Consider the following 24489-nt stretch of genomic DNA (forward strand, 5'->3'; position numbering starts at 1 on the left):
CATGATTAAGAAGTCACTTAGAGCATATATCACCGGCAGCGAGCTTATATTTTTTATATTGACGCAGGGCAAAATGATCCGGGTCTTTCTGTTCCAGAGCGTCAAAGAGAAGGTCAACGGCATTTTTGAATGACTCGTCATCCTCACGGACCTCCATTGCGTTCAGCATTTCTACCAGTGTGGCAAAATTCTGTTCGTTTACCGGAGCTTCATAGTAGATATATCCGATCAGTGCCGTATAAAGCAAGGTTTCTGCTTTGACCCAGAAATCGTCTCCGGCTTTTCCTTCGCCTTTGGTATTGGCGATCAGGGTAGTGACGATCTTCAGAATATCTTTCTCGGAATGAATGTAGGCGAATGGGTTAAAGTGCATACTTTTCTGAAAATTGATCGTATTGAATACCCGTATTTTATAGGGCTCATAGATAATCTTTCCTTTTTCATTACGCATAGGCTTTCCGTCCTTGTCCAGCTTTGGTGTGCCTCGCTGCAACATCTTTCCGCATTCCACAAGGACTGTACCTTTCGGATCGGTGACGACGTAGGAACTGTGCATTTGCATCAGATTGGGCTTGATGAAAAAGCGCGTTTTTCCCGAACCTGATCCTCCGACTACCAGTACATTTTTATTTCTTGCATTGGCCGGATTTTTGGGCCGTCCGTTTAACATCAGTCCTTCACTTTGGGTAAGAATGATATTGTTTTCCGGCTTTGGGTCCATAAATGGGGCAATATCGGCTTTATTTCCCCATCTTGCAGAACCATATTCCACATTTTTGCGGTATTTCTTAGCGTCTTTCCCTCTAAGATAGACTGCCAGCCGCATAATGGCTGCACCGCATAAACCAATCAGCCAGTCCATTGCCGCTCCCGGCCACATACTCTGAAACGCAAGGGCAAAGCCTTCGGACAGTCCTAACAGCTTTTGGGAAGCGTCTGCTCCGGGAGCCAGACGCACCGCCTCGCCCAGCTTGGCAAATACCAGAAGGAACAGAATATAAGGCAGATGGAGAATGACCTGTTTTTTCAGTGTTTCTGCATCAATCTTCATCGTTCCGGTCCTCCGTGTTCTTTGTTCTTTACACGGTCACGGCCAAGCGACTGCGCCAGTTCTTTGAACTTATGAAGCTGTGTAAGCAGCGACGGTCTGGTGCTGCGTGTAAGGTCTTTCTTCGTATATTCCTTAAAAGCTGCCGTCAGTGCATCCGCCTGGTTTGCCTTGAAATATACCGTCCATTTTGGGGGATCGGTCCCAAGTTCCTTTTCTATATGGTAGCGTACCTGATGTTTCCTGGCATACCGTTCAAAAGAGCGGATTCGCCCTGAAACTTCAATGGTATTGGCTCCGGGGTCTTTATAAGTCAGCCGCTTCATGCTGTTGCGCCCGACTTTTGGCATTGTGCGTTCCTGTTCCATCTTTTGGAGTACCGCAGCAATAGCCGCACGCAGTACCCGCCCTGACAGTTTTGCTGCCTGTATAGAAACAGAAACCGTTCGTTGTTCGAGATCTTCCTGCAAGAGCATCCTCCTTTCTGATAAAATCGGTATTTATAATATGGAAATAACTTTTTACCGGCTTTCCCCAAGAACCTGCTGTCGGGAAGCGTGTTCAAAGGCTTTTGCTGCCTGATCGACCTGAATTTTAGCATGTTTCAAAAGCGTCTTGATGATCGTAGCCGGGCGTTCCTGTTCCTCCAGATGATCGACCATCCCTTTGCACTCATCCGGGAGGTATTCCGCCATATCTTTCAACACATCGGAAAAGTTACCCATAAAGCCCCAGCAGCTATCCGACAGCTCCCCGTTTTTATAAAGCTCAAACCCATAACATTCGCCATGCAGATAGGAATCGTAAGCGGCGACTTCACTGCGCATCAGTGCGTCCGCTTTCTGCCGGATGGCGCCGGTCATCTTGTCAGCGTCAAATTCCTTTAGGGCATCTTCTTTGGAAACATAGATCCAGCCGACCTGTCCGCTGTCCCATTCTGCATGAGGGGCCCTGCCTGAGAAACTTTCTGTACTCATGGCAAGACCTGAGTGGTCGTAGAGATAGAGGGGGAGCATCAGATACTTTTCCGAAATTACTTTCTGCATTGCTTCATCGATCGCCCGTTCCTCTGTCTTTGGTCCATGCCGGAAACGGCTGCTTACAATGTTTACCATCCGTTCATAGCGTTTCATGCCGGCTTCATCATGTCCTACGGTATCTAAATACATTTCCCGCAGGAAGTCGTCTTTGTCCATATAGTTGTGATGGTCGCCCAGCGCATAGCGGGGATGGAAGCATACCATCGTCCCAAAATGTTCATCTACCTCACGGGGAGAGATCAGAATATCGTCCGGCTGCACCATAAGGGCATAAGGTTCATTTACTGCCATTAACATAATTGGCTCCTTTCTTTCTACAAATCCGGGCCGGAATGGTGCATCATCGGTTTTTCCCGGTGTTCATTGGTTGCAGGCTGCTTGACTGCAATGATCTCGCCGGCAATCCTTGCAAATTTTTCAGGGTACTTGAACTGCTCCCCGTATTTCTCCATCAAGTCCGGGGAAAGGTCTGTAAAATCTTCCTCGCCAAGACCAACGATCAGAAAATTCCCGGACACAATATCATAAACGTGGCCGTCATCATCAAAGAGAGCCCGGTTCAGAGGCAGTCCCATCAGCTTGCCTTCATCATTGCAGATCAGAGCCACCGGGTCCTCATACGGATAGACCGCCTGAATGTCTCCACCCACTGCCGCCTGCAAAGATTTCAGACCGCTTTCAATCTCCGCAGCATAAGGGGACTTGCCCGGCTCTACCATTAACACTTTCATAACTGTATATCCTCCTTCTTTTTCATTGCCATACCGGGAGCGGCTGGCGTTTTTTCCTGGGTTTTTGCCACAGAGAGCTTCCCCAGGACGGAAGGCTTCTCCTGGTTTTGGGGCGTAAAAATACCGCCCTCCGAAACCTCGGCGGCGGCATGTTCCGTTTTGGTCTGTTCCAGTCCTTCAACCGTATAACCAGGTAAGAGAGTGCCATGAACCATAAAATGACGCTCATATTCTTTCGGAATTGGCGGGGAAATTTCCGTGAATAAATGGGAATAGGCTTTCTTCCGCCCGTCCAGGTATTTTATGGCTGCATTCTTATCTGTATATCGTTTCTGGTTTTGTCCGGCAATCTTTTCTCCATATCCCTGCTTCGGGGAATGAATACGGACTTCCCATGTCACATACCAGGCAACCGGAATACTCTGTTTTGTTTCCCTGTCATATTTCGTATCTTCCCAAATACTGCAGGTCATCTGATAGACCCGGTTGCTGATTTTCTGATCCGCCCTCCAGTTATCGGTGTCTTTCCACTGATTGCCGGTATGTTCAATCTCAGGTGTACGAAGATATTCCAAAGCCCGGTTGATCGTCTGTGTTGCCGCTGCCTGCTGTTCCCACTGTTTTGCGGCAGCCACCACGATTTCATAGGCTTTCTGCTCCCCGTCGATACTTCCCTGGCGCATGGCTTCCAGGCTATCGGTTCCCATTGTGATCAGTGTAGAAATATCCACATTTTCACAAACTACGCTGTGCTCAATTTTAAGCTCCGATCCCGGCGTCAAGTGGTCGCCATACCGGTAGGCATGATAATCTTTATTTTCTTCCAAAATGCTGTTCACCTCCTGCTATATTTCCGGCTCGTGGTTTTTTCTGGAAAACGTCTGTGTCGGTGATTTTTTATCTGCCGGCCTGTTTGCCGCAAGCTGATCCATCACGGAAGGACGGCCGACGCCGAACATGGATAGCTGCCCGTCCGCCGCCTCACGAAGTTCAGAAACAGAGAGGGGAAGCGTTACATCGGCATGGGTCAATAGCTGTTCCCGTTTCAAATCCTGAATGATCTCGTCAAAAACAGCGTTGATTGCACGGCGTTCTTCCCCCACAGGGAAGGCTTTCAATACCTCCATTTCTCCGTCTTTACCGGAAACCAGGGTAAGGGCACAGTCGGCATGGCCTGCCAGATAATCCGATGTGTAGGGCAGTTTGTCCTTGATATAACAGGCAAAGGCTCTGGCTGTCATTTCCACATTGCTGTCCCAATAACCGCCGTCTTTTTCACATTCTTTTCCCATGCGTACCGAATTACGGTAAAAATCAGTTTCCGTCCGTCCAATCTGCGGAGCTTCCTGCGCCTGCATCCCGGAAAGCATACGCTCAAAAATTTCCAGCCGTTCCCGTTCACTTTTGGGAATTACCCGGCCGGTAACATTCTTCTTAAATGCGCTGATCTGTTCCACAGAGCCGGGTTCGCCGGACAAAAATGCTTCCCGCAAGACTGCGTAGGTTTCCATCTGTTCCTCATTGCCATACCGTTTCAGGGAGGCAAGAACCGAGGAATCCAGCCAGCTTGCCGCATTTTTCCGGGTGCGTTCTGTTTGTGCTTCCGTGCGCTTTGCTGCCTGTTCCGGTGTTTCCGGTTTATACTTCATGGTGTCAATGAGTTTTTGGAACGGCGCATAGAGGTGGGGCTGTTCTGACAGCATCCCTTTTGCTCCCATCTTTGTACCAAGATAATCGTCAAGTCCATGCCACCATTCATGTGCCAGGGAACCGGCCCCGTGCATTTTTGTAAGATTGATGACTGTACGCAAAGGTTCATAATGAGCTGCAGCATTGCCACTGCCTCTTGCACCAAAAGCGATAGCAAGTGTTCCCTGATAAGCAATATCTTTATCGCTGATCTTAAGGGCTGACGCCAGATCCTTTAGTGCTTCAAATCCCATGTTAAGGGAGGTCTGACGGTCGTTCTGGTTCATCCAGTTTCCAAACTCGCCGCCGCGGAATCCAAATGTATCAAGATAATGCTGTCCGGTGATCTCCACGCCATTCCGATAATCCGGGCCGGTACGTTTGACATGGGCGAGCTGGGGAGGGACAAACCGGATCTTCCCATTTTTGTTCCTGCCTTTGGCAAGTTCCTGCACCCATTTCAGGGCAGCTTCTTTGGTCTCAAAATTGGTCCGCAGGATCGAATAGCCTTTTGTCACATAGTAGGTACCGGGTTTCCAGTCCTCATTTTTAGAATAGGTATGTTTCCCGTCGTTGAAGTGGATCGCATAACCTTTCAGTATTTTCTGCTCTTTGGAAACACAAAACTGTTCCTTTTTTGCTTTCTGAGTAAAGTTGCGCTCAAAATATTCAGCCGAGCGGATCAGCATAGTATTGGATAATTTGTTTGTAATCACGGGATTGTCCTGACCCTTTTTCGTTGCCCGGTAATGGATTCCGCTTACCCAGCCCTGTACCTTTTCTAAATATCCATTGTCAACGAAAAAGCGGTCATAGGCTCTCATGGCATCCTCCACAGTACGGACATCTGAAAGCACTGTCTGCAATTCCCGGACTGTTTTTATATACTCCTTTTGCCTCGCAGTCCGTTTTTCCGGGGTGTCATCCGTGCGGTAATACTGAGGAGAGGCGTTTAAGCCGTCCCTTGCTTTTTTGATAAAATAGACCACGCCAAGAGGAATCCCTTCCTCCAGCATGGCTGCATAGTCCGGCTTTTTCCAGACATTATCCTTTTTCACAAATTTTTCGGCTTCGCGCTCATTCATGGCTTCCAGATCATCCGCATACAGCCCGCGGTCTTTCCACAGGTCTTTTTTCGCACCGCCGATCTTTTCACCGAAATCTTCATGCACTCCTGCCAATCTTCATCACCTCCAGTCAGTGTAAAATTCTTATCGCTCCGGGGTAGGGCGACGTTCTTCGTTTTTGTGAAGTTGTGGGAGGTTTCCTGTGAGCCGGTCAGTTTCCCTGCGGATCAGTTTGTCCAGAGCGCCTAAATCCTCTGGTGCAATGGCAAACTCCCGGTAATTTTCATACCACAGGCCCGTAGAGATTGCCGCGATGGGCGCAATTTTCTCCGAACCGGATGGAAGAAGGCGATACACAGGGGCTTCGTCATAAAGAAGCATCTGCTTTGCCGTTCCCTGTGGTATGCGGTACTTATCCATATCCGGGTTCTGGGCTGCCTCCATATATTGCATATTCAGGCGTTCTTCTAAATCCTGGGGCATATAACGAAATGCCTGATCCATCCACTGTCTGAACATCGTGGAATAGTGGTACTGCCATTCCGTAACTTGATTCGGGGCATAAGAAAACCCCCAACTTTTCAGAGCATCTTTTTCGTAAAGCTCCATTTCAGTCCATTCTTTCAGGCTGACCGTAGCCGCTGAACCATCTTTGCGTTCGATATTGACGCCGCAAGGATAGAGGATATTTCTTTTTATATCCTGCCGCAGCGTGTCTAAATCCATCATCAGGACATCTCCGTACAAGTGACCGCCCTCTCTGCGATCCGTATGAAACAGGAAAGCCCTCGCTCCGATAAACTCCGTTGTTGAGATCATTTGATAAAGATCCGCCGTAGAACAATAAGCAAACAAAGCGTCGGAAAGCCATATGTGATTTTTTCCCATGATGGCAATGGAATCAGCCCCGGTATTTGTCGCCAGAGAACGCATATTAAATTCGCATTCCCTAAGAAAATCTCCGGCAAAAATATGGAGCTCATACGCAAAGACGGATAAGTCTGTATCACGGATCAAATGAATCTGCGGTAGTGGTTCCTGATTCAATCAAATTCCTCCTTTCATGTGAAGCAGCTCTTTGACCTGCTCATTTTCCGCAAACGGCTGGCTATCTGTCTCCGCCATTTAATCAATCCCTCCCATCTGCCGGTAGCTGCCCGCCGGCAATCTTGCCGACAATCTCCGGACCGGTTTCATAAATCTGCATGAGGCGTTTTGCTGTGCCGCAGGGCTGTGCAGCTCCGCTGGTCCAAAGACGCACTGTGGATGGGGCAACATTCATCAAAAGAGCAAAGCCCTTTTCGTTCATGTCCAGCTTTTTCATCAGCGATTTAACCATATCGGGGCCGTAGTCTGGACACCGGGAAGCCTCGGCAATCATCTGCAAAGCGGTATTTTCAATTTTTTTCATTTTCAAATCCTCCTGTTATTTGTTTTCCAGCCTTATGCCGGGGCAAAGCTGATCTGGTTGTGTTTCATCCTTTTGGCAAAATCCGGCAGCGAATAATTTACCCCGTCAATTTCTGCATGGGTGTCATCCAGACGATGACAAACAGCAAAGTGCCTGTCCCCGTTTCCATAGAACAGGCAGAGTAAACCATTGTCGGGAATGGAAAACAGCGCTTTTCCGGCGCTGTCTGTAAAGCAGATATGTTGAGATCCATTCATGTTGAAATCCTCCCTAAATTGAAACAGCCGCCTCTTTTGGGCGGCGTTGGTGCTGGCTGGTTTGCAGTTGTTCCCGAACCTCCAGCAATTTTTCATTGTAATCTTTTCCCATCCGGGGAGGGTTGACACTTACCCGGATATGACGGAAACGTTTATCCTCGTGGAGCATGGTCTTGATTTTCCGGGCATTGACAAATCCGGCAAGATCGTGGTCCATATAAAGGGTAACACGCCGGATCTCCGGGTGGCGTTCCAGAAAAGAAGTCAGCGCCACATGGGAAGTACCTCCCAAAGACAAGCGGTAACCATTCCATTTCCATCCCTCCAGCTCTTGAAGTGTCGCATGGGAAAGCGCATCAATAGGAGCTTCAAAGACTGCCACATGCCGGCTGCCCGGACTTTGCGGGGGATAACAAAAGTTATATCCTTTGTCGCTGCCATAGACATCCTTTTTGAGATTGCCGCTGATACTGCGCATACAGGCAAACTTCGCTTTCCCGGAATCATCTTTCCCAACAAACACACAAACCGGTTCTCCATGATACCGGGCTTCGTAAAAAATCCCGGCTTGTAAACACTGGCGAATGACTTCTGAGCTGATCCCCCGTTTCTGCAAATAGGAGACCGCAGCGGTCGCGCAACGTCTGGCCCAGGGGAGAGCGAATGTTTTCTTTTCCGGCTCTTTTGATACCTGCATTTCTGCCGTACTTCGGTAAGCCGGTTCCTGTGGGATTTCGCCACCTACCAGAGCATGAACCGCATCCACAAGACCATATCCCCGAATCTGGATCAGGTAGTCCAGCGCATTGATACTCCGTCCGCGGCTGTTCCAGTACCAGTACCTTTTCCCGGTCACATATACCAGACTGTCATGCTCCTTATGCCGGAAATTAGGTCCATCCTGTTTCAGCACGCCGGGTTCATGGAATTGCAGGTAAGTAAACAAGTCAGCTTCCCGCGCTGCCTGAATCTGTTCTTTGGTTACGCCGGGCATAGTACCGGCACAGTGTTTCTTTTCATTGTGCTTTGCCTCCTTCCTGTGATGAAATGAAAAAAGACACCCAAAGGTGCCTAACAGCCGTACAGGTCGTGATTGACCTCGGCACGGTAATAGCTGTCCATTGTAGCCGGGGCATTATACAGCGCCGCCAGCAGATACGCTTTGATGTTTCCGACCTTCGTTGTGTTCTTGTCGATACAGTCAAAGACATACTCTAAGTGGCCGGAATTGATCTTCAGGAACCGGCTCTTGACGATCTCCCTCGGAAAATCATCTCCGGCAATGCGAATGTAAGGGCGTTTCGACAAAATCACTTCAAGCATAAGTTCAAGGGCTTCATCCAAACGTTCCCTGCCATACCGTAAGACCAGTAAGTCATATTCAATATTTTCTTTGATGATTTCACGATAGGCTTCTATCAGCTCTATCCGATCCATCCCATCCGTGCGGTTTGCCGCTTCCGGCTCTGCCGGATAGATTGATGGATAAGTTATTGATTTATCTTTTTTTGATTTTTTTGTTTTTAATGGATTAGTATTTAATTGTGCCGGATTTTCCTGTTCAGGTTCCGCCTGTTTAGGTTTTGCCTGTTCTGGTTTTACCTGTCTTGGATTTTCCCGTTTAGGTGAAAGCCCTGTGTTTTCGGTACTTACAGGCTGCTCATGGATCGTATATTCAATGTCTCCCAACTGCCCGTTATCATAGCGGAGGCGCTGTCTGGTGAGATAACCATGCCGCTCCAGTTCCTTCAGGGCAGTAGTGATAGAATCCACACCATCCTTGCAGATATGGGCGAGTCCCTTTGTGGTATAATCCCAATCTTCCGGCAGCGACAACATAAGTGATAAAAGCCCCTTTGCCTTTAAGGACAACTCCGTATTGCGCAGATGGTGATTGCTCATTATCGTAAAGTCCTTTGTTTTCTCTACACGGAATACTGCCATTGTACCGCCTCCTTTCTTCGACTATTCCGTTACAAGGCATGATCCCTGCGGTCATAATGGAGATGACCGTCAGAGACCTTCGCATGGTTTTTCAGTTTCACTTCGCCCCGTTCCTGGCTCTCTAAAAATTTCTGATAGCCGGCATCTGTAAGGAACAAGCGCATCTTATCGCCTTTGTCGCCAACAGGGGAATCGTAAGACAATACATCAAAGACGATCATGTGCTTTACTTCTGGATCAAAGCGTTCAAGTGCCATGATGTCATGCCCCTTCAATTTTTCTGCCCCTGATTGTTGTCTGGCCTCGGCGATCTTTTCTCCAATCGTCCGGGCTGGATAGGGCAGACGGTAATTCTTCTGAATATCTTTTACCAAGTCCATGCACTCTGCATTTGACAGAACACGAAGTTTTGCCATAAGACCTTCTGCCGCCTCCCGCTGTTCGGAATTATTTGAATACCGCACGGTCATATAAAGTTCATTCAGGATCTTTGTCTGATAATCGCCCTCCACTTGAAAGAGCAGCTTTTTTTCCATTTCGTTTAATTCCATGTGGATCTCCTTTCTCTCGAAAATGAGTATGAAAAAAGGGCGTCCACCTATAAAAGTGAAACGCCCACGGCAACCAGCGGTCAGACATAAAGCCGGACCGCTGGCACTATTAAATTTTGTCGTTAATAAAACAGCCTCCTTTTTTCTTTATAGTTTTCGTCAATTTTCAACTTGGAAAAGGAATTGAATAAAAGACGACAAACGCTCAAACCCCTTGAAAATAAAGGCTTTTTCTGTTTGTCGTTATTATACCGTAACGGCATAGCCACATCAGCCTGCTGATTGATATGGGATTTTCAGCGGTGGCGATTGCAGACCGTGTAGGGCATGAAAGCATTGACATCACTTACCAGTACGCTCATCTGTTCCCGTCAAAGCAGACGGAAATGGCAGATAGATTAGACGATTTAGGGAAAGGAGAGTTTGAAAATGTCAGCTAAGAACAGAGATAACAAAAACCGTTGGAGAAACATCACAGTAGGGTTTCGGGTATCGCCCGAAGAAAATGAACTCATCAACAAGGCAGTTGCCTTATCGGGACTGCCAAAGCAGGAATACTGCTACCGCCGTTGCCTGAATCAGGATGTAGTGGTACAGGGCAATCCGAGAGTATTCAAGGCACTCAAAACGGAACTTGCCGCTGTCATCGCAGAACTAAAGCGGATTGAAGCAGGAAACCATGTGGATGAAGAACTGCTGAATGTCATTGAACTAATCGCTGTTATTCTGGTCGGTCTGAAAGGAGAGGACGAGGATGGAAAATAAAAAAGAAAAGACTGCCCCGGATGTATCTGTTGGCGCAGATACGGAGCAGCCGACTTCTAAAAACACTACAAGTAGTATATCCGAGAATGGTGGAAATATCAAGAGTTTTGAGGAATTGCAGAGAGAAATGAAGTTGCGATCAGACCCGTCCTATCTCCAGACAATCTCCATGAATGAACTGTTTGACACACAGTATCGGAGTAAGCAGCCGTTGATTGACGGTCTGCTCTACCCCGGCACTTATATCTTTGCAGGTTCGCCCAAACTGGGAAAGAGCTTTCTGATGGCACAGCTTGCCTACCATGTCAGCACAGGTACACTGCTTTGGAATTATACCACCCGAAAAGGAACGGTGCTGTATCTGGCACTTGAGGACGATTACCGCCGCTTGCAGGAGCGTCTGTACCGGATGTTCGGGACAGAAAGCACTGATAATCTATACTTCTCTGTTTCTGCCAGTCAACTTGGAAATGGACTGGATGAACAGCTTGCAAGATTTGTGGCAGAGCATAAGGACACGAAGCTGATTATCATTGATACGCTTCAGAAAGTGCGTGAAGTTGGCGGCGATAATTACAGTTACGCAAACGATTATCAGATTATGGCAAGGCTGAAAAGTTTTGCGGATGTTCATGGGCTTTGTCTGTTGCTTGTACACCATACAAGAAAGCAGAATGCGGATGATAAGTTTGACATGATTTCCGGGACAAGCGGACTGCTGGGGGGCGGCAGATGGAGCGTTTCTTCTTCAGAAAGAAAAACGGACAGGCAATGCCGCAACACTGGAAGTATCGGGCAGAGATCAGCAAGACCAGAAGCTGTATCTTATCCGCAATACAGAAACCCTGTTGTGGGATTTGCAAAAAACGGAAACGGAGTTATGGAAAGAACCGCCAGAGCCGTTACTGGATGAGATTGCGGAGCTTGTTATGAAAGACAATCCTTATTGGGAGGGTTCTCCAACGGCACTTGTTGCACTGATGAATGTGGACATTCAACCTCATGTTATTACAAGAAAGCTGAATGTTCTTGCAGGACGGTTGTATGCAGAGCATGGGATTCTCTTTCGGAGTGAGCGTGTCCATGAGGGACGGAAATTAAGGTTCTGGAAAGACAATACACAGAATGCGTGACAGTTCGTGACGGTTGTGACGGTATTTTTGACAGCGGGGCGGTATCAAAATAACCGTCACGACTGTCACATACCGTCACGGAAAGGATGGATAAGATGGGAAATGTGCAAATATCACAGGAATTATTTATGCAGTTGCTCCGCTTATATTTGGTTGAAGATGAAAGTTGCGAGAGAGAAATCAAGCAGGAGTTAGAGAAGAAATTAGACAGGATGGTGATGCGTGACCTGTATGGAAAATTCAAAACTGCTCCGACAGAGGAAGAACGGGAACGGGCGAGAAAAGAGTATCTGGACAGACGTGGAGTGCCGGAGAGTTTCCGTTGGTAATTTTTCCTTGATGATAAGAACAGGAGCGTGGCACGCCCCTGTTAATCATAGACAAGGAGAAATCTGGAAAGGAGGATCATGCAATGAAGGAAGATTAGGCTATAACTGCGAAAATGGAAGATATGGATTGCTGTCAATGGACTTATGGATTGATACGGGATTTCACTGCGGAGAGTGTATGGAAGTTCTGGTAGATGACCAGTGGATAAAAACCAGAATGGAAATGAATCTGGCGAGGGAATGGTATCTGGTGGGAACACCGTATTGCGGCAATCTGGAGTATGTACGGGCAAGGATACCAAAATAAATCAGACAGAAAAATAAAGAGTCGGTGTGCTGTCAGGGATAAAAAATAAGCCCGGATACGGGCAAATAAAAAGGGCGGATACGCCCAAGATGAAAAGCACAAGCCGAAACATGGTACAGAAAGGTAACGCCTTATAAAGCCCTCGGCGTTTGAGAGCGAAATACACCCATCGCACAAACTTCGTTTATGCTCTGTGTATTTCGCCCTGCCGGGAGCTGTTCCGCCGACAGGCAGACAGTTCGTAAACAGGTGCCTATGCACCTACTCACAGTAAAAACAGGCGAGAGCCGGAAAGGAGAATGCTTATAGGCAGACATTCATTTATCAGACAAAACAAGCTGTCCGATGTGGCAGGAAGAATTGATTATATTTCCAATCCGAAAAGACAGGAACATCTTTATGCGACCTATCAGACGGATGGAGCAACACCGGAGTTCTGGAAGAATCTTGCGAGAGAGAATCAGTTGGATTTTAAGGCAAGCGGAACAGCTGGAAAGTGTATTGAAGGACGGGAGTTTATCATTGCACTTCCAGAAAGTTTTGTTGAGTATAAGGCAGATGATGTGGTAAGGCTTTTCACGGAAAGTTTTCATAAACGGTATGGTGTGGAATGCAGTGCGGCACTTCATCATAACAAAAGAATGACCAACTACCATATTCATCTTGTATTCAGCGAACGGAAAATGCTGGAACATCCCGAAGTGAAAATTGCTACCAGAAATATGTTTTATGATGAGCAGGGCAAGCACAGACGCACGAAGAAAGAGATTTTAGATGAACAGGGCAATCTTCGGGCAGGATGCAGCATTATTCCCAAAGGGGAAGTTTACGAAAGCCATATTTTTACAAAGAAAGATGAGTGGTTTAAGAGCGATGCTTTTACCAGAGAAGTCAAGGAGATGTTTACGGAAATCATCAACAGCCATGTGAAAGAAGAATTTGAAAAATTGTCCGTATTTCAGCAGGGTGGTGTGTATCTGGCAACGAAGAAAATCGGAAAGAACAATCCGAAAGAAGCAGAAATACGGGCGGACAATGTGGCAAGGCAGGAATGGAATCGGACGGTAGATGTAGCATTGGTTGAGGGTGTTCCCGAAGAAGATATTTTAACAGTCAAGCGGGAAAAAATCACAGACAAAACAATGCAATCTATAAAGGCATATGGTTGGCTGCCGGATATGCTTCAGCGGATTATCCGGGGTGCAAAAGACTTCTTACAGGAAATGATTTTCAAATTTAAGCTGCCGATGAAGCCAGTACCGAAGATTGATTTGCAGGAATGGAATGATATGCGGAAGCTGATGGAAAAACTTCAGAAGCAGTCACAGGCGATGAAGTCCGCACAGCAGGAGATTTCCTCATTGAAGAAACAGCTTTCCGAGACAACGGGATTTTTCAAAGGAAAAGCACGGAAATCTTTAGAGGGAAAAATTGAACAGGCAGAGAAACAGGAAAAACGTATCCACACAGATATGGAGCAGGCGGTAAAACAGGCAGGATATCCAGATGTTCAGTCCTTTGCAAAGACATATCAGAAATCAGAAAAACTGGTCAGGGAATATAATGAGGAGCTGCAGGCATGGGAAAATCAGACAGAACAGAAGAAAGAGCATCCATCAGAACTGCCGAAAAAGGCAAGCATACGGGAAAAATTGCACCGCTATCAGCAGGAAAGCAGACAACAGCCAAAACAGACAGCAAAGAAGAAATCAATGGATAGAGAACGATGAGAAAGGTGGAACAGAAAATGAAGAAAACAATTTTTGAAGAAATGGGCGGCACTTATGTAAGATGTGGGGATTACTTTATCCCCAACCTTACCTTGCCGGAGGAAGAAGAAATGCGATTTGTTGGAGTATGGGGACAAAGGCATTTGCAGTATTTGAAGGAATACCGCAAGACTGTATATCTGGATCTGATGATGAGTGGCAGACTGAACAGTTATCTGGCAGATATAGAGGAACAGGCACAGAAACGCTTTGAAAGGATTGTAGAGCAGATGAAGCAGGCACAGGGAATCACAGAGCGGTTAAAGTCAGAAAATCAGATGGAATGGGTAGGCAAGATGAATAATATACAGTCGTGTGCGAGGGAGATTGTAGATAAAGAGATGATTTATCAGTAGGCAATGAGATAGTGGAGAGCAAGTCGGAAAAGGCTTGCTTTTCACTTGGCAGTAATATGGATATTTCAATTTATTAGTAATGGCATTTACGCAATAGTCTTTTATCTAACCTCATGCTATAATAAAAAGAGTAATCTATGGATAGGAGAACTTTAGATGAATACAACAGCGAAAATGTTCAAAGACCGATTAATAAATAAATATCTATCGAAATTTTCAAAAGATAATATAAATGATTTTGAAAGAAAATGGAAACGAATACAAAATTGGAGGAAATCTTGTATCCAAGGAGATTTAGAACACACAAAAGAAACTCAAATACAAGGTGCTTTTTTAGTTCAAATTTTTGATGAAATTTTAGGATATTCTACAGTTACAAGTACAGATGACGAATTTTTTTATCAGAAACAAGAATTTAATAGTATCTTGGATGCCAGTGAAGCAGATGGTGGTTTAGGTTTCTTTTCAGAGCAGTTAAAAGTAAATGATGTTCGTGTTGTAATTGAATTAAAGGATGCAAAAAAAGATTTGGATAAAAAACAAAACCGTAGTACACATTTAACACCGGTAGAGCAAGGATTTTCTTATGCGAATAAAAATGGAAGTAAATGTGGGTGGGTTATTGTATCAAATTTTATTGAAACGAGATTATACAAAAGTAATAGCTCTTTGGAATATGAGGTTTTTGACATCCGCAAAATGGACAGTGAAGCGGAGTTTTTACGGTTTTATTTTTTCTTGTGCAAGGAGCATTTGATTGTAGAAAATGGAAAATCATTGATAGATCAATTATATGAAGAAAATGAAGAAATGGGACTTGCCATTTCTAATGATTTTTATAAAGTTTATAAAGAAATCAGAAATGATTTATATACCAGTTTAAAAGAAAATAATCCAAAATGCGATGAACTTTTGCTATTTACAAAGTCGCAGAAGATTATGGATAGATTTACCTTTATATGTTTTTGCGAAGATTGTGGATTATTGCCACAGCATATTTTTCAGCGATTGGTTGAATCAACGCATAATAGTTTTAGTTTCTCTCCAACAAAATTATGGGACGAATTGAAGGGACTTTTTAATGCGATTGATAAAGGAAATCCGCCAATGAAAATTAATCGTTATAATGGTGGACTTTTCAAAGCTGATCCAGATCTTGACAGTTTGCTTATTTATGATGATGTGTTGGAGGAGTTTACAAAATTATCGGAATATGATTTTGGTAGTGATCTTAATGTAAATATTTTGGGACAGATTTTTGAACAAAGTATTTCTGACGTAGAACAGATTAAAAACGAGATTAATGGTATTGTTAGTGAGGCAAAAGGGAAACGAAAAGATGATGGTATTTTCTATACACCATACTATGTTACTCGCTATATTGTTGAACAGACAGTGGGTGCATTTCTTAGTCAGAAAAAGGAAGAATTGAAACACTCACTTTTTAAACAAGGTGCGTTCAAGGCTACTGTACGGAAAGCCAGTACAAATAGGAATAATTTGATAGAGATACGATCATGGACGGAAATTCCAGAAAAAAAACTCAATTTGACAGAAGATGAAGAAATGTTTCGGGTTGCTGTTATACAGTTACATTTGGAATACTGGAAAAAATATGAAAATGTTTTGAAAGAAATTAAAATTTGTGATCCAGCTTGCGGAAGCGGTGCCTTTCTAAACCAATGTTTTGATTATCTTCATGAAGAAATGAATTTTGTTTTGGAAATGAAACACTTATATGCTGAAGGTCAGTTAAATCTTTTTGATATAGATAAACAAATTTTACAGAATAATTTATTTGGTGTAGATATTAATCCAGAAAGTGTAGAAATCACAAAACTTTCACTTTGGTTAAAAACAGCAAAGAAAAATCAAACACTCGCTTCACTTGATGATAATATCAAATGTGGTAATTCTATTGTTGCAGATTCTAATGTTGCAGGAGAATATGCATTTAACTGGAAAGAAGAATTTCCACAAGTATTTGCAAATGGTGGATTTGATATTATTGTTGGAAATCCACCTTATGGAGCGACGTTAGAACAATCAACAAAAGAGTACTTAACAAATAACTATATAACTACAGAATATAATTTTGATACATATAAGACGTTTTTTGAATTGGGATTTACTTTATTACACGAAAACGGGTATTTGGGATATATTACGCCGAATACATTTTTTACAATGGAATTAGGGGCAAATAAGCTAAGAAAATTCTTGTTTGATAACAATACCCTATTACGAATTGTAGAAGTCTATAATGTATTTCCAACAGCAGTCGTAGAACCTGTTATAACTGTATTTAAAAAGAAAAAACCATCAGATGAAGAATTTACTTCTATATGTGTTCCAAGAAAAACTAAATTAACATCTACGTTTTTGAATGATGGAATAGAAGCTGTTTTTAAACAATCAGATTTGAAGAAAGATGAGCAGTATATTTTTAATTATCGAAATTCAAAAAGTGAGCAAGCGGTTTGCGAAGAAATGAAGCGCTTCCCAAGACTTGATACTTTATTTAATGTTATGACAGGAGCAAAACCATACCAAGTAGGAAAAGGGATACCTCCGCAGACTAAAGAAATTGTGAAAGCAAAACCTTTTACGGGATTTGAAAAAATCGATGATACATGGAAGCCATATATGAGAGGAAGGTTTGTTGAGCGATATTTCAACTCATGGAATAGCTATGGAGAGTATATAAAATATGGGGAATGGTTAGCTGAACCTCGCTCGGAAGAAGTTTTTATGGGAGAAAAGTTATTTATTCGTCAAACCGGAGATAGTTTAATAGCTACTTACGACAAGGGAAATGTCAGCAATAATACGTTACATTCAATATATCCGTTAGATACAAATGAATCAGTTAGCTTATATTATTTGTTAGGAGTTATAAACTCAAAACTTTTGAATTGGTACTATAAAATCGTTAATTATCTCGAAGTTGGAAAACCAATGGCAGAAGTTAAGGGGATATATATTCGCAAATTACCTGTTGCGACTGCGGATATTGTGATTATGGAGAGTGTGGAAGTTTATGTAAAAGAGTTAATGGAGTTATGTTCAAGGCGATATTTGACAAAACAAGAATTTATAACATTTATTATAAATGCTTATGAACCTCGAAAAATATCTGAACAGTTGGATCATTTTTATGATAATTCATTTAAGGATTTTTGCGTTGAATTAAAAAAGCAAAAAGTAAAATTAACAGCTTCTCAGCAAATGGAGTTATTGCCATTATTTGACGAACGGAAAAAACAAATTTCAGAAATTTCTGCACATATTAAAACTATACAAACGTCTTTAGATGATATAATTTTTTCTATTTATCAAATACCACTGGATATATCAGATATGATAAAAGAAAATACACAATTTGATTTATAATATTATAAATGAAAAAAGAAAATATAAAGTGTAGAGTCAACTTTGTGTAATGTTTTGCTTGTTGAAATTGCATATAAAAATTTTCCTCTATTATATTTAATGAAGATGTTGATTTCCTAAGCAAACTCGCTTATAATTTGAATCGGAACATATTGCTATTATCCACAGTTACGGAGCGAGTGTTATCAATACCGATAACAAACTGATAACATTAGCCCATATAGGCAGGATAATATGGATAAATCAAAGAATCGAAAGAAGAACAAACACGGCAACAAATAATCTCTAAACAAAATTGATTAGTAATTGTCGAGTTCGAATAATTTTCAAAAGCTCGCAAAGCCTAGTAAAATGGGCATTTGCGAGCTTGTTTTTTGCCTTATGGTACTATTTTGGTACTAAAGTGAACTACTATTAGAATTGTCATCTCTTTTCTTGTAATGTTTTTTTAGAGAATATTGCATAGCTATGATACTTAAAATTATACCTGTTAGCAATCCAATAAAAGCAAAGAATATTTGTACGTTTGAATGGTATCTTAATGTTATAAAGGCGGTTAGCCCGATGAAGAAGATAACATACCAATATGATTTAGATAGTTTTTTTATGCTTGCCAATTTCTCAATAATTGATGAACAACTGGAATCAAGCCAAAAGAAATAGCTGATATCTATTACAAAATAAGTAAAAGCAATAGTATACTCTTTGTTAATAAGAAAAACAATTCCATAAATAAAGCAAAGAATTAACCAAGTCCAAGATATTTCTGAAGAGGTAAGTTTGTGGTATGAAGTTATCTTGGTTATTTTGCTTATTGTAAAGAAGAAAAGCTTATGTAGTAGTCGTATAAAAAGTCCTGCTAACAATTGTAAAAATGCAAAAGCAAAGCCGCTCTCATTCAGAAATTTAGGTAGCTTTGACGAAATAGTAATATAGTAACACACAACAATTAATAATGTTAATGAAGAAATTGCTAGAAAAATAATAATGCTAGATGCATAATCTCCTATATACGGGCAATCTGCTTCGGAGTCATTAATATTAAATCTACATGCTATTTTATAGAATAAGCAATAAAAGAAAGTTGTAATAATGCAACATAAAAGAGCTGTACCAAGTAGTTGTTCAAGCATAAATAATCCTCCTTACTCTGTAACATGAGGCCATGTTATTTTCCACTCAAAATATTCATTAGGAGAAATCTCTCCATTATTTAATTTTGTTTTCATTTCACACCATTCCGTAAGGAAATCATTTACCAATCCATATTCAAAAGTTAATGCGACAGGTGAGCCTGCACTTTCATAATCATCTTCATTGTAAGTTGGTCTGGCAGTCTCGGAAGGCTTTGCCGGAGTCATTGCAGTCAGATGAATCAGGTTGCCGGGAGCTGTGTACTCTGGGAATCTTGTACCTTTTCCACGTGCCGGGAGAGATGTGGCACTTTCTTCAAGCCAGAAAAGTGTTTCAATGATATCTTCAGCAGCACCAAGGCTGTAATCAGAGATTGCCTTGTAATTGCAGCGCAAAGCATCAGCAAGCTTTAGAATCATATCTTCACCGGGAATGCGGGCACCGGTTTCATACTGGGATATGCGGACAGACATATTTTTGCCTTCAAATCCAAGTGTACCGCCCAGCTCGTCCATTGTCATTTTACGGAATACCCGTATTTTCTTTATTCTTTCACCAATTGTCATAGTGTAGTTACCTCCGTTTATCTGTCACTGATGGACTGTTAAAGACAGTATAACACGGAAAAAATGAAAATGGAAGTTTTTCTATACGAGAACATTAGAAAAATTTCTTGACAATTCAATATCATACGGTATAGAATAATATCAAATCAATTATCTATACGATATGGTATTAAAAAAACAACTAAATGAGCGGTACCAGAAATCTAACAGGCATTTGCCATGACATTCATAGGAATCGAGCGAGTGTAGACACTCCCCTAAGTGGACCGAGTACCTCGAGCAGGAGCGGGCGGTATTACAGGAGATTATCTCAGGTAAGGAGGCTGGTTGTGACATCAGCAGAACTGATATAGGAAAACGCCAAAACAAATATTTAAAGGAAAGGTGGTGAAAGGCATGAACGAAAAGTTTTTAGAAGTAGGAGATGTGATGCAGATTCTTGGGATTTCAAGATCAGCGGCATACAAGCTTATGAGACAGATCAACAGTGAACTTGAAAAGAAGGGTTATATTGTAATCCGTGGAAAAGTAAGTAGAAAATATTTTGAAGAACGCATTTATGGTATGAGTGATGCAGGATAAGCAACAGGTAAGAAGATTGAGACAGAGGCAGGTGCAAAAGTTATATGGGTTTAGGCATCTGCTTCTGCATATGGAAAGAAGGAGATGATGAATATGCTAGCTTATAAAGACAGTAAGACAGGCACCTGGTTTGTCAAATTCTATTGTAAGGACTGGACTGGGGAAAATAAGCAGATAAAGAAGAGAGGATTTGCAACAAAAAGAGAAGCGTTGGATTATGAGCGTAATTACAAAATACGGCAGGAGAATAATCTGGATATGACATTTGGAGAGTTCTGGAAGCTGTATACAGAGGATGTGAAAAATTATGTCAAACTCAACACATGGCTTACCAAAGAACACATTGTGGATACAAAGATACTTCCATATTTTAAGAATCTTAAGATGAATGAGATTACACCGGGAGATGTACGCAAGTGGCAGAATGAGATGGTAGCATTCCGTTATGAGAATGGGAAGAGTTATTCCCAGACTTACAAGAAGACAATGCACAACATTTTAAGTGCGATATTCAATCATGCATGCAGGTTTTATAATTTGAAATCAAATCCGGCAAGACAGGCTGGAAATATGGGCAGGGAAGAAAAGAAGGAAATGCTTTTCTGGACAACTGAGGAATATAAGAAGTTTTCAGAAGCGGTGATTGACAAGCCGGTTTCATTTTATGCATTTGAAATGCTGTACTGGACGGGAATGAGATTAGGTGAACTGCTTGCTCTTACAATGGAAGATTTTGACTTTGAAAAGAACACAGTCAGAATAAATAAATCGTATCAGCGGCTACAGGGGCAGGATGTTATTACAACACCGAAAACACCTAAGAGCAACAGAACAATCAAGTTGCCGAAGTTCCTTGCCGAAGAAATGCAGGAATATTTTGCAATGTTATATGACCAGACACCAACAGACAGGATATTTCTGGTAACAAAGAGCTTTCTTCATCATGAGATGGAGCGTGGCTGTAAGTTATCAGGTATGAAGAAAATCAGAATTCATGATCTTAGGCATTCGCACATTTCACATCTGATTGACCTTGGGTTCTCCGCAGTTGCAATAGCTGACAGGGTTGGCCATGAGAGTATTGATATCACATATCGTTATTCACATCTGTTTCCGTCAAAGCAGGTGGCAATGGCAGACAGACTTGATGCTGTCAATGCAAGCGTTGAGGATTGTGAAGAGCAGGATGATGATGCAGACATTATGCAGGCAGAGGAAACAGCACCTATGATTGATATGGATGCGGCTGCGGAAAAGATTATAAGCATTGATAAGTACAAGGCAGTATGATAATGCGGGTACAAGTTTTGCAGGATATATGCAACAGAAATTAAAAGAATAGATTTTATATTGGAAGGAGCAGATTATTATGAGCGAGAAAAGGCTGGATGCCAAGAACAGATGGAGAAATGTTGTAGTAGCGTTTCGTATGTCACCGGAGGAAGCACAGGAGCTGAATGTGAAGGTTTCGCTCAGCGGACTTTCAAAACAGGATTATATCATCCAATGTCTTCTGCAGCATGAAATCAGGGTAGTTGGTGGAATGAAGGTGGCAAAGAAAGTACAGGTTCATCTTGATACGATACTGGAAGAATTACAGTCATTAGATGAAGCAGACAGAGGTATAGATGTTGAAGAACTGCTGGTTCCATTAAAGCATGTGCTTGATATTCTGCAGAGTGATGAGAAAGGAGGTAATTATTATGAGTAGGACAACATTTGAAAAGCTTGGCATCCCATATGAAGAAAGGGATGGAATCTTTTATCCGGTGCTTGTCGCAGGAACAGAGAAGGCAGATATGGATGCAGGAAAGTATGGGCGTATGTGGATTAAATATATCAGGGAAGAATATCCAATGAGATATAAGAGTCTGGTGCGGTTCGGTGAGCTTGAAGAGAGAGCGGATGAAGTCAATGATACAGCATATGAGCTGCTCGATGATATTGAAGCTAAGTGGCTGAAAAAGCATAAGCCAAAGAATCCAAATTCCTTTACAGAACAGTTACAGCTAAGAACACAGACCAGGATGATGGCGGAGGAAATCGTTATTATGGATGTGGTAATGCAGTTTCATTAGTGTGGGGGCAAAAAGCGCCGTCAAAACATGAAAATGGGGGCAAAAAGCGCCACCACTCAGATAAGCGAGAAAAAAGTCATGGTGGCGGAAAGTGCCATCAAAATGGAAAAGTGGTGGCGGAAAACGCCACTAAGACAGTAAAATGATGGCAAAAAACGCCACCGTATCAGTAATTGTGGTGGGATATTAACCACCACATATTATATACAGGGTGCAGGTGCTCCTGCCAAGACGGAAAACTGTGTAAACGCTGATGCGTTTATATTTTTTCGGGAAAAGGTCCGACCTTTTCCGCATCTTGCAAAACCTATGAACACATTTTTAAGAAAGGTTGGAAAAGCAATGGTACAGATAAAAAGAGATTGGTTTGATACAGCATTAGAAAACTACGAAAGGGGAGAAACGCATGGCAGATGGAAAGAGAAGATACAAGTCTGACAGGGAAGATTATAAGGTATCTGTGAAGCTGTCGGAGAAAGATATGGATATTCTAAAAGCGGCACTTAAACGGACAGGAATGACAGCAAGTGCTTATATAAGAGAATTAATACGGACAGGTGGCAATATAGATACAAGTTATCCAGAGGACAGGGCAAGAGTAATCCGTGTTATTGCCGGTATTGCAAATAATATTAATCAGGCAGTAAAGCTTGGCAATTCACAGGGAAAGTTATATTACAGCGATATTGATAAACTGCAGAGCGGTCTGGATGATGTAAAGAAAACATTTGGGGAGGTGCTGGAAATATGGCGATTACAAAGATCCTGAATATCATGGAATCGGAAGGCAGAAATCCGGCATCGCACCTGAAGAATGCTTTGGAATATATTCAGAATCCGGATAAGACAGAAGAATGTGTACTGGTGGGCGGTATTAACTGCCTGCCGGATACAGCATTTGAGAAGATGGAAGAGACAAAGAACATTTTTCATAAGACGGGTAAAAGGCAGGGGTATCATGTGATCATATCATTTTCACCGGAAGAAAAAGTGATGGCAGAGCAGGCAATGTATGTGCTGGAGCACTTTGCGAAGGAGGTGCTTAGTGATGATTATGAGGCTGTGTATGCAGTCCACACAGACAGAGAGCATATGCATGGACATCTTATCTGGAACAGTGTCAGCATGACAACCGGCAAGAAATACAATTCACCGAAAAGCAACTGGAAGAATCATCTCCAGCCTATCACAAATAAATATTGTGATGAACTTGGACTTTCCATAATGCCGGCAGAGTACAGCAAGAATCCAAAGAATATCAGCAGGGACAAGTGGGAAAAGGAAATGTCCATGAAAGAAATAATTCTTCGTGATGCCAAGATGTGTGCATATGCAGCCGGAAATGTGGAGCATTTTAAATATCTGATGAAAAGACTTGGATATGTATCCAAGAAAGACGCGTGAATGGAAGTGCAGGCACCGGGATTTCGGTATTATCATAAACTGGCAAAGCTGGACGAGATGTTTTCAGAAGATATGTTACGGCATTATGTGGATATGCCCTGGATGGCAAAGCCTTACTTTTATTCGTCGGATATCAGGGGACTACACAGGGCGAAGCTGTCACCATTCCAGAAGAAGTTTTATCCAAAGCTATACAGATTAAGGGTTGTAGAACAGAAGCGTTTTGTAGTTGGCGGAGCAAAGTATGCAGAGGATTTGAAGAGGTTTCATCAGTTACAGGATGAATATCTGCTGCTTGTGAATAATGACATCAAAAGTATTGTGGAGCTTGTGGATTTCATAAGTGAGAAAGAAGATAGGATTCAGCAGATTGAGGACAGGCAGAAGGAGATATACAGAGAAAGTTCTAGTCGGAAACGGAATATTAAGACGGATGAGCAGTATCGTGAATATCAGATGTGGCATGTGGAAGTGCAGGAAGAACTGGACGAGCTGAAGCAGGAGAAAAGGGAGCTTAAGAGACAGTTGCAGCTTGCTGATAGCATTGTGAAAGAAGATTTGTATACGGCTTATTATGCGGTGTCGGGGAATGAGGAGATCGTTGGAGATAAGGAGATTGAGATACCATGGATGGAAGAACTGGAGACTGTGTCTGAGCTTGAGAAAAAGACAGCTACTGATATTGATGATGTTGATATGGGAGTATGTCGGAAGGAAGATTTTTCTGTTATAGACGAACAAAGTAATATCGAAAAAGAACAGGCAGACTTATATGTTGAGGAATCTCGTGAAATGGATGATGGTGATGCGGAACAGATTTATACAGGTAAGAATGTAGCTGTAGATGATGAGGTTCCGGTTATTCCGATGGCTGCTGATAAGGTTGAATGGATTGCTAATGGTTATCTGAGTGTGGAGCATATGAAGATGTAGAT

28 protein-coding genes and 2 pseudogenes are annotated in these 24489 nt (G+C 42.6%); 16 read left to right on the forward strand and 14 right to left on the reverse strand.

Going from position 1 to position 24489, the window contains the following annotated elements; all coding sequences use genetic code 11:
• Positions 1-31 precede the first annotated feature (31 nt).
• The 12 genes and pseudogenes from DXA87_RS13990 to DXA87_RS14045 all read right to left on the reverse strand — a co-directional run.
• Positions 32-1051, reverse strand: a pseudogene (locus tag DXA87_RS13990) (type IV secretory system conjugative DNA transfer family protein); the annotation flags it as partial.
• Positions 1048-1518: a PcfB family protein gene (locus DXA87_RS13995; protein ID WP_029731785.1), complete on the reverse strand. Its 471-nt coding sequence runs from the start codon at positions 1516-1518 to the stop codon at positions 1048-1050. The gene DXA87_RS13995 and the pseudogene DXA87_RS13990, both read right to left, overlap by 4 nt.
• A 51-nt stretch (positions 1519-1569) precedes the next feature.
• The gene (locus tag DXA87_RS14000) at positions 1570-2385 is read right to left on the reverse strand and encodes a hypothetical protein (protein WP_117442480.1); all 816 of its coding nucleotides are present in this window, start codon (positions 2383-2385) and stop codon (positions 1570-1572) included.
• Positions 2386-2402: 17 nt separating this feature from the next.
• Complete coding sequence (locus tag DXA87_RS14005; RefSeq protein WP_064786913.1) at positions 2403-2819, reverse strand: DUF3846 domain-containing protein; 417 nt, start codon at positions 2817-2819, stop codon at positions 2403-2405.
• Entirely contained in the window at positions 2816-3646 is an 831-nt protein-coding gene (locus DXA87_RS14010; protein ID WP_067536877.1) for a hypothetical protein, read from the reverse strand. The genes DXA87_RS14005 and DXA87_RS14010 overlap by 4 nt, the downstream gene beginning before the upstream one ends.
• Before the next feature lie 18 nt (positions 3647-3664).
• Positions 3665-5680, reverse strand: coding sequence for an LPD1 domain-containing protein (locus DXA87_RS14015; RefSeq protein WP_348982234.1), 2016 nt, complete (start codon positions 5678-5680; stop codon positions 3665-3667).
• Between the two features lie 39 nt (positions 5681-5719).
• Entirely contained in the window at positions 5720-6622 is a 903-nt protein-coding gene (locus tag DXA87_RS14020; RefSeq protein WP_117504989.1) for a hypothetical protein, read from the reverse strand.
• Between the two features lie 82 nt (positions 6623-6704).
• The gene (locus tag DXA87_RS14025; protein WP_005361060.1) at positions 6705-6986 is read right to left on the reverse strand and encodes a hypothetical protein; all 282 of its coding nucleotides are present in this window, start codon (positions 6984-6986) and stop codon (positions 6705-6707) included.
• Positions 6987-7018: 32 nt separating this feature from the next.
• Complete coding sequence (locus DXA87_RS14030; protein ID WP_055156485.1) at positions 7019-7243, reverse strand: hypothetical protein; 225 nt, start codon at positions 7241-7243, stop codon at positions 7019-7021.
• A 13-nt stretch (positions 7244-7256) separates the two neighbouring features.
• Complete coding sequence (locus DXA87_RS14035) at positions 7257-8237, reverse strand: DUF3991 domain-containing protein (RefSeq protein ID WP_117504991.1); 981 nt, start codon at positions 8235-8237, stop codon at positions 7257-7259.
• 77 nt (positions 8238-8314) lie between these two features.
• Complete coding sequence (locus DXA87_RS14040; protein WP_005361053.1) at positions 8315-9187, reverse strand: DUF6017 domain-containing protein; 873 nt, start codon at positions 9185-9187, stop codon at positions 8315-8317.
• Positions 9188-9216: 29 nt separating this feature from the next.
• Positions 9217-9738: a DUF5720 family protein gene (locus DXA87_RS14045; RefSeq protein ID WP_005361050.1), complete on the reverse strand. Its 522-nt coding sequence runs from the start codon at positions 9736-9738 to the stop codon at positions 9217-9219.
• A gap of 257 nt (positions 9739-9995) precedes the next feature.
• Here DXA87_RS14045 and DXA87_RS14050 point away from each other — a divergent pair.
• The 9 genes and pseudogenes from DXA87_RS14050 to DXA87_RS14080 all read left to right on the forward strand — a co-directional run.
• A pseudogene (locus DXA87_RS14050) lies at positions 9996-10178 on the forward strand (site-specific integrase); the annotation flags it as partial.
• Positions 10168-10503: a hypothetical protein gene (locus tag DXA87_RS14055; protein WP_117504993.1), complete on the forward strand. Its 336-nt coding sequence runs from the start codon at positions 10168-10170 to the stop codon at positions 10501-10503. The pseudogene DXA87_RS14050 and the gene DXA87_RS14055, both read left to right, overlap by 11 nt.
• Entirely contained in the window at positions 10493-11416 is a 924-nt protein-coding gene (locus tag DXA87_RS14060; RefSeq protein WP_348982231.1) for a helicase RepA family protein, read from the forward strand. Before DXA87_RS14055 ends, DXA87_RS14060 begins: the two co-directional genes overlap by 11 nt.
• Before the next feature lie 16 nt (positions 11417-11432).
• Positions 11433-11636 (forward strand): hypothetical protein, encoded by a 204-nt coding sequence (locus DXA87_RS18755; protein ID WP_348982232.1) that lies wholly within the window; start codon positions 11433-11435, stop codon positions 11634-11636.
• A 95-nt stretch (positions 11637-11731) separates the two neighbouring features.
• Positions 11732-11965, forward strand: coding sequence for a complexin-2 (locus tag DXA87_RS14065; RefSeq protein WP_199537934.1), 234 nt, complete (start codon positions 11732-11734; stop codon positions 11963-11965).
• A gap of 61 nt (positions 11966-12026) precedes the next feature.
• Positions 12027-12272, forward strand: coding sequence for a DUF5348 domain-containing protein (locus tag DXA87_RS18485; protein ID WP_282433274.1), 246 nt, complete (start codon positions 12027-12029; stop codon positions 12270-12272).
• 299 nt (positions 12273-12571) lie between these two features.
• A complete protein-coding gene (locus DXA87_RS14070) occupies positions 12572-14002 on the forward strand; it encodes a MobA/MobL family protein (protein WP_117504995.1) in 1431 nt (476 codons plus the stop codon).
• Between the two features lie 17 nt (positions 14003-14019).
• Positions 14020-14397 (forward strand): TnpV protein, encoded by a 378-nt coding sequence (locus DXA87_RS14075; RefSeq protein ID WP_117505028.1) that lies wholly within the window; start codon positions 14020-14022, stop codon positions 14395-14397.
• Between the two features lie 156 nt (positions 14398-14553).
• Positions 14554-17790, forward strand: a complete 3237-nt coding sequence (locus DXA87_RS14080; protein ID WP_117504997.1) for an N-6 DNA methylase — start codon at positions 14554-14556, stop codon at positions 17788-17790.
• A gap of 398 nt (positions 17791-18188) precedes the next feature.
• On the opposite strand, the gene DXA87_RS14085 is transcribed toward DXA87_RS14080, so the two are convergent.
• A complete protein-coding gene (locus DXA87_RS14085) occupies positions 18189-18923 on the reverse strand; it encodes a hypothetical protein (RefSeq protein WP_117504999.1) in 735 nt (244 codons plus the stop codon).
• Between the two features lie 12 nt (positions 18924-18935).
• The gene (locus DXA87_RS14090) at positions 18936-19490 is read right to left on the reverse strand and encodes a helix-turn-helix transcriptional regulator (RefSeq protein ID WP_117505001.1); all 555 of its coding nucleotides are present in this window, start codon (positions 19488-19490) and stop codon (positions 18936-18938) included.
• A 396-nt stretch (positions 19491-19886) separates the two neighbouring features.
• Here DXA87_RS14090 and DXA87_RS14095 point away from each other — a divergent pair, with 396 nt between their 5' ends.
• The 7 genes from DXA87_RS14095 (at position 19887) to DXA87_RS18495 (ending at position 24487) form a co-directional block, all read left to right on the forward strand.
• The gene (locus tag DXA87_RS14095; RefSeq protein WP_015560978.1) at positions 19887-20072 is read left to right on the forward strand and encodes an AlpA family phage regulatory protein; all 186 of its coding nucleotides are present in this window, start codon (positions 19887-19889) and stop codon (positions 20070-20072) included.
• A 93-nt stretch (positions 20073-20165) separates the two neighbouring features.
• Positions 20166-21362, forward strand: coding sequence for a site-specific integrase (locus tag DXA87_RS14100; protein WP_117505003.1), 1197 nt, complete (start codon positions 20166-20168; stop codon positions 21360-21362).
• A gap of 79 nt (positions 21363-21441) precedes the next feature.
• Positions 21442-21783, forward strand: a complete 342-nt coding sequence (locus DXA87_RS14105; protein WP_117505005.1) for a hypothetical protein — start codon at positions 21442-21444, stop codon at positions 21781-21783.
• On the forward strand, positions 21776-22150 hold the full coding sequence (locus DXA87_RS14110; RefSeq protein ID WP_117505007.1) for a TnpV protein: 375 nt from the start codon (positions 21776-21778) through the stop codon (positions 22148-22150). Before DXA87_RS14105 ends, DXA87_RS14110 begins: the two co-directional genes overlap by 8 nt.
• Positions 22151-22556: 406 nt before the next feature.
• Positions 22557-22919 (forward strand): plasmid mobilization relaxosome protein MobC, encoded by a 363-nt coding sequence (mobC, locus tag DXA87_RS14115; RefSeq protein WP_117505009.1) that lies wholly within the window; start codon positions 22557-22559, stop codon positions 22917-22919.
• Positions 22898-23554: a relaxase/mobilization nuclease domain-containing protein gene (locus DXA87_RS18490; RefSeq protein ID WP_242998091.1), complete on the forward strand. Its 657-nt coding sequence runs from the start codon at positions 22898-22900 to the stop codon at positions 23552-23554. Before mobC ends, DXA87_RS18490 begins: the two co-directional genes overlap by 22 nt.
• Before the next feature lie 102 nt (positions 23555-23656).
• A complete protein-coding gene (locus DXA87_RS18495; protein WP_242998093.1) occupies positions 23657-24487 on the forward strand; it encodes a septation ring formation regulator EzrA in 831 nt (276 codons plus the stop codon).
• Positions 24488-24489: the final 2 nt, after the last annotated feature.

The organism is Desulfotomaculum sp. OF05-3, from assembly GCF_003435535.1.
GTDB classification, from domain to species: Bacteria; Bacillota; Clostridia; order Lachnospirales; family Lachnospiraceae; genus Pilosibacter; species Pilosibacter fragilis.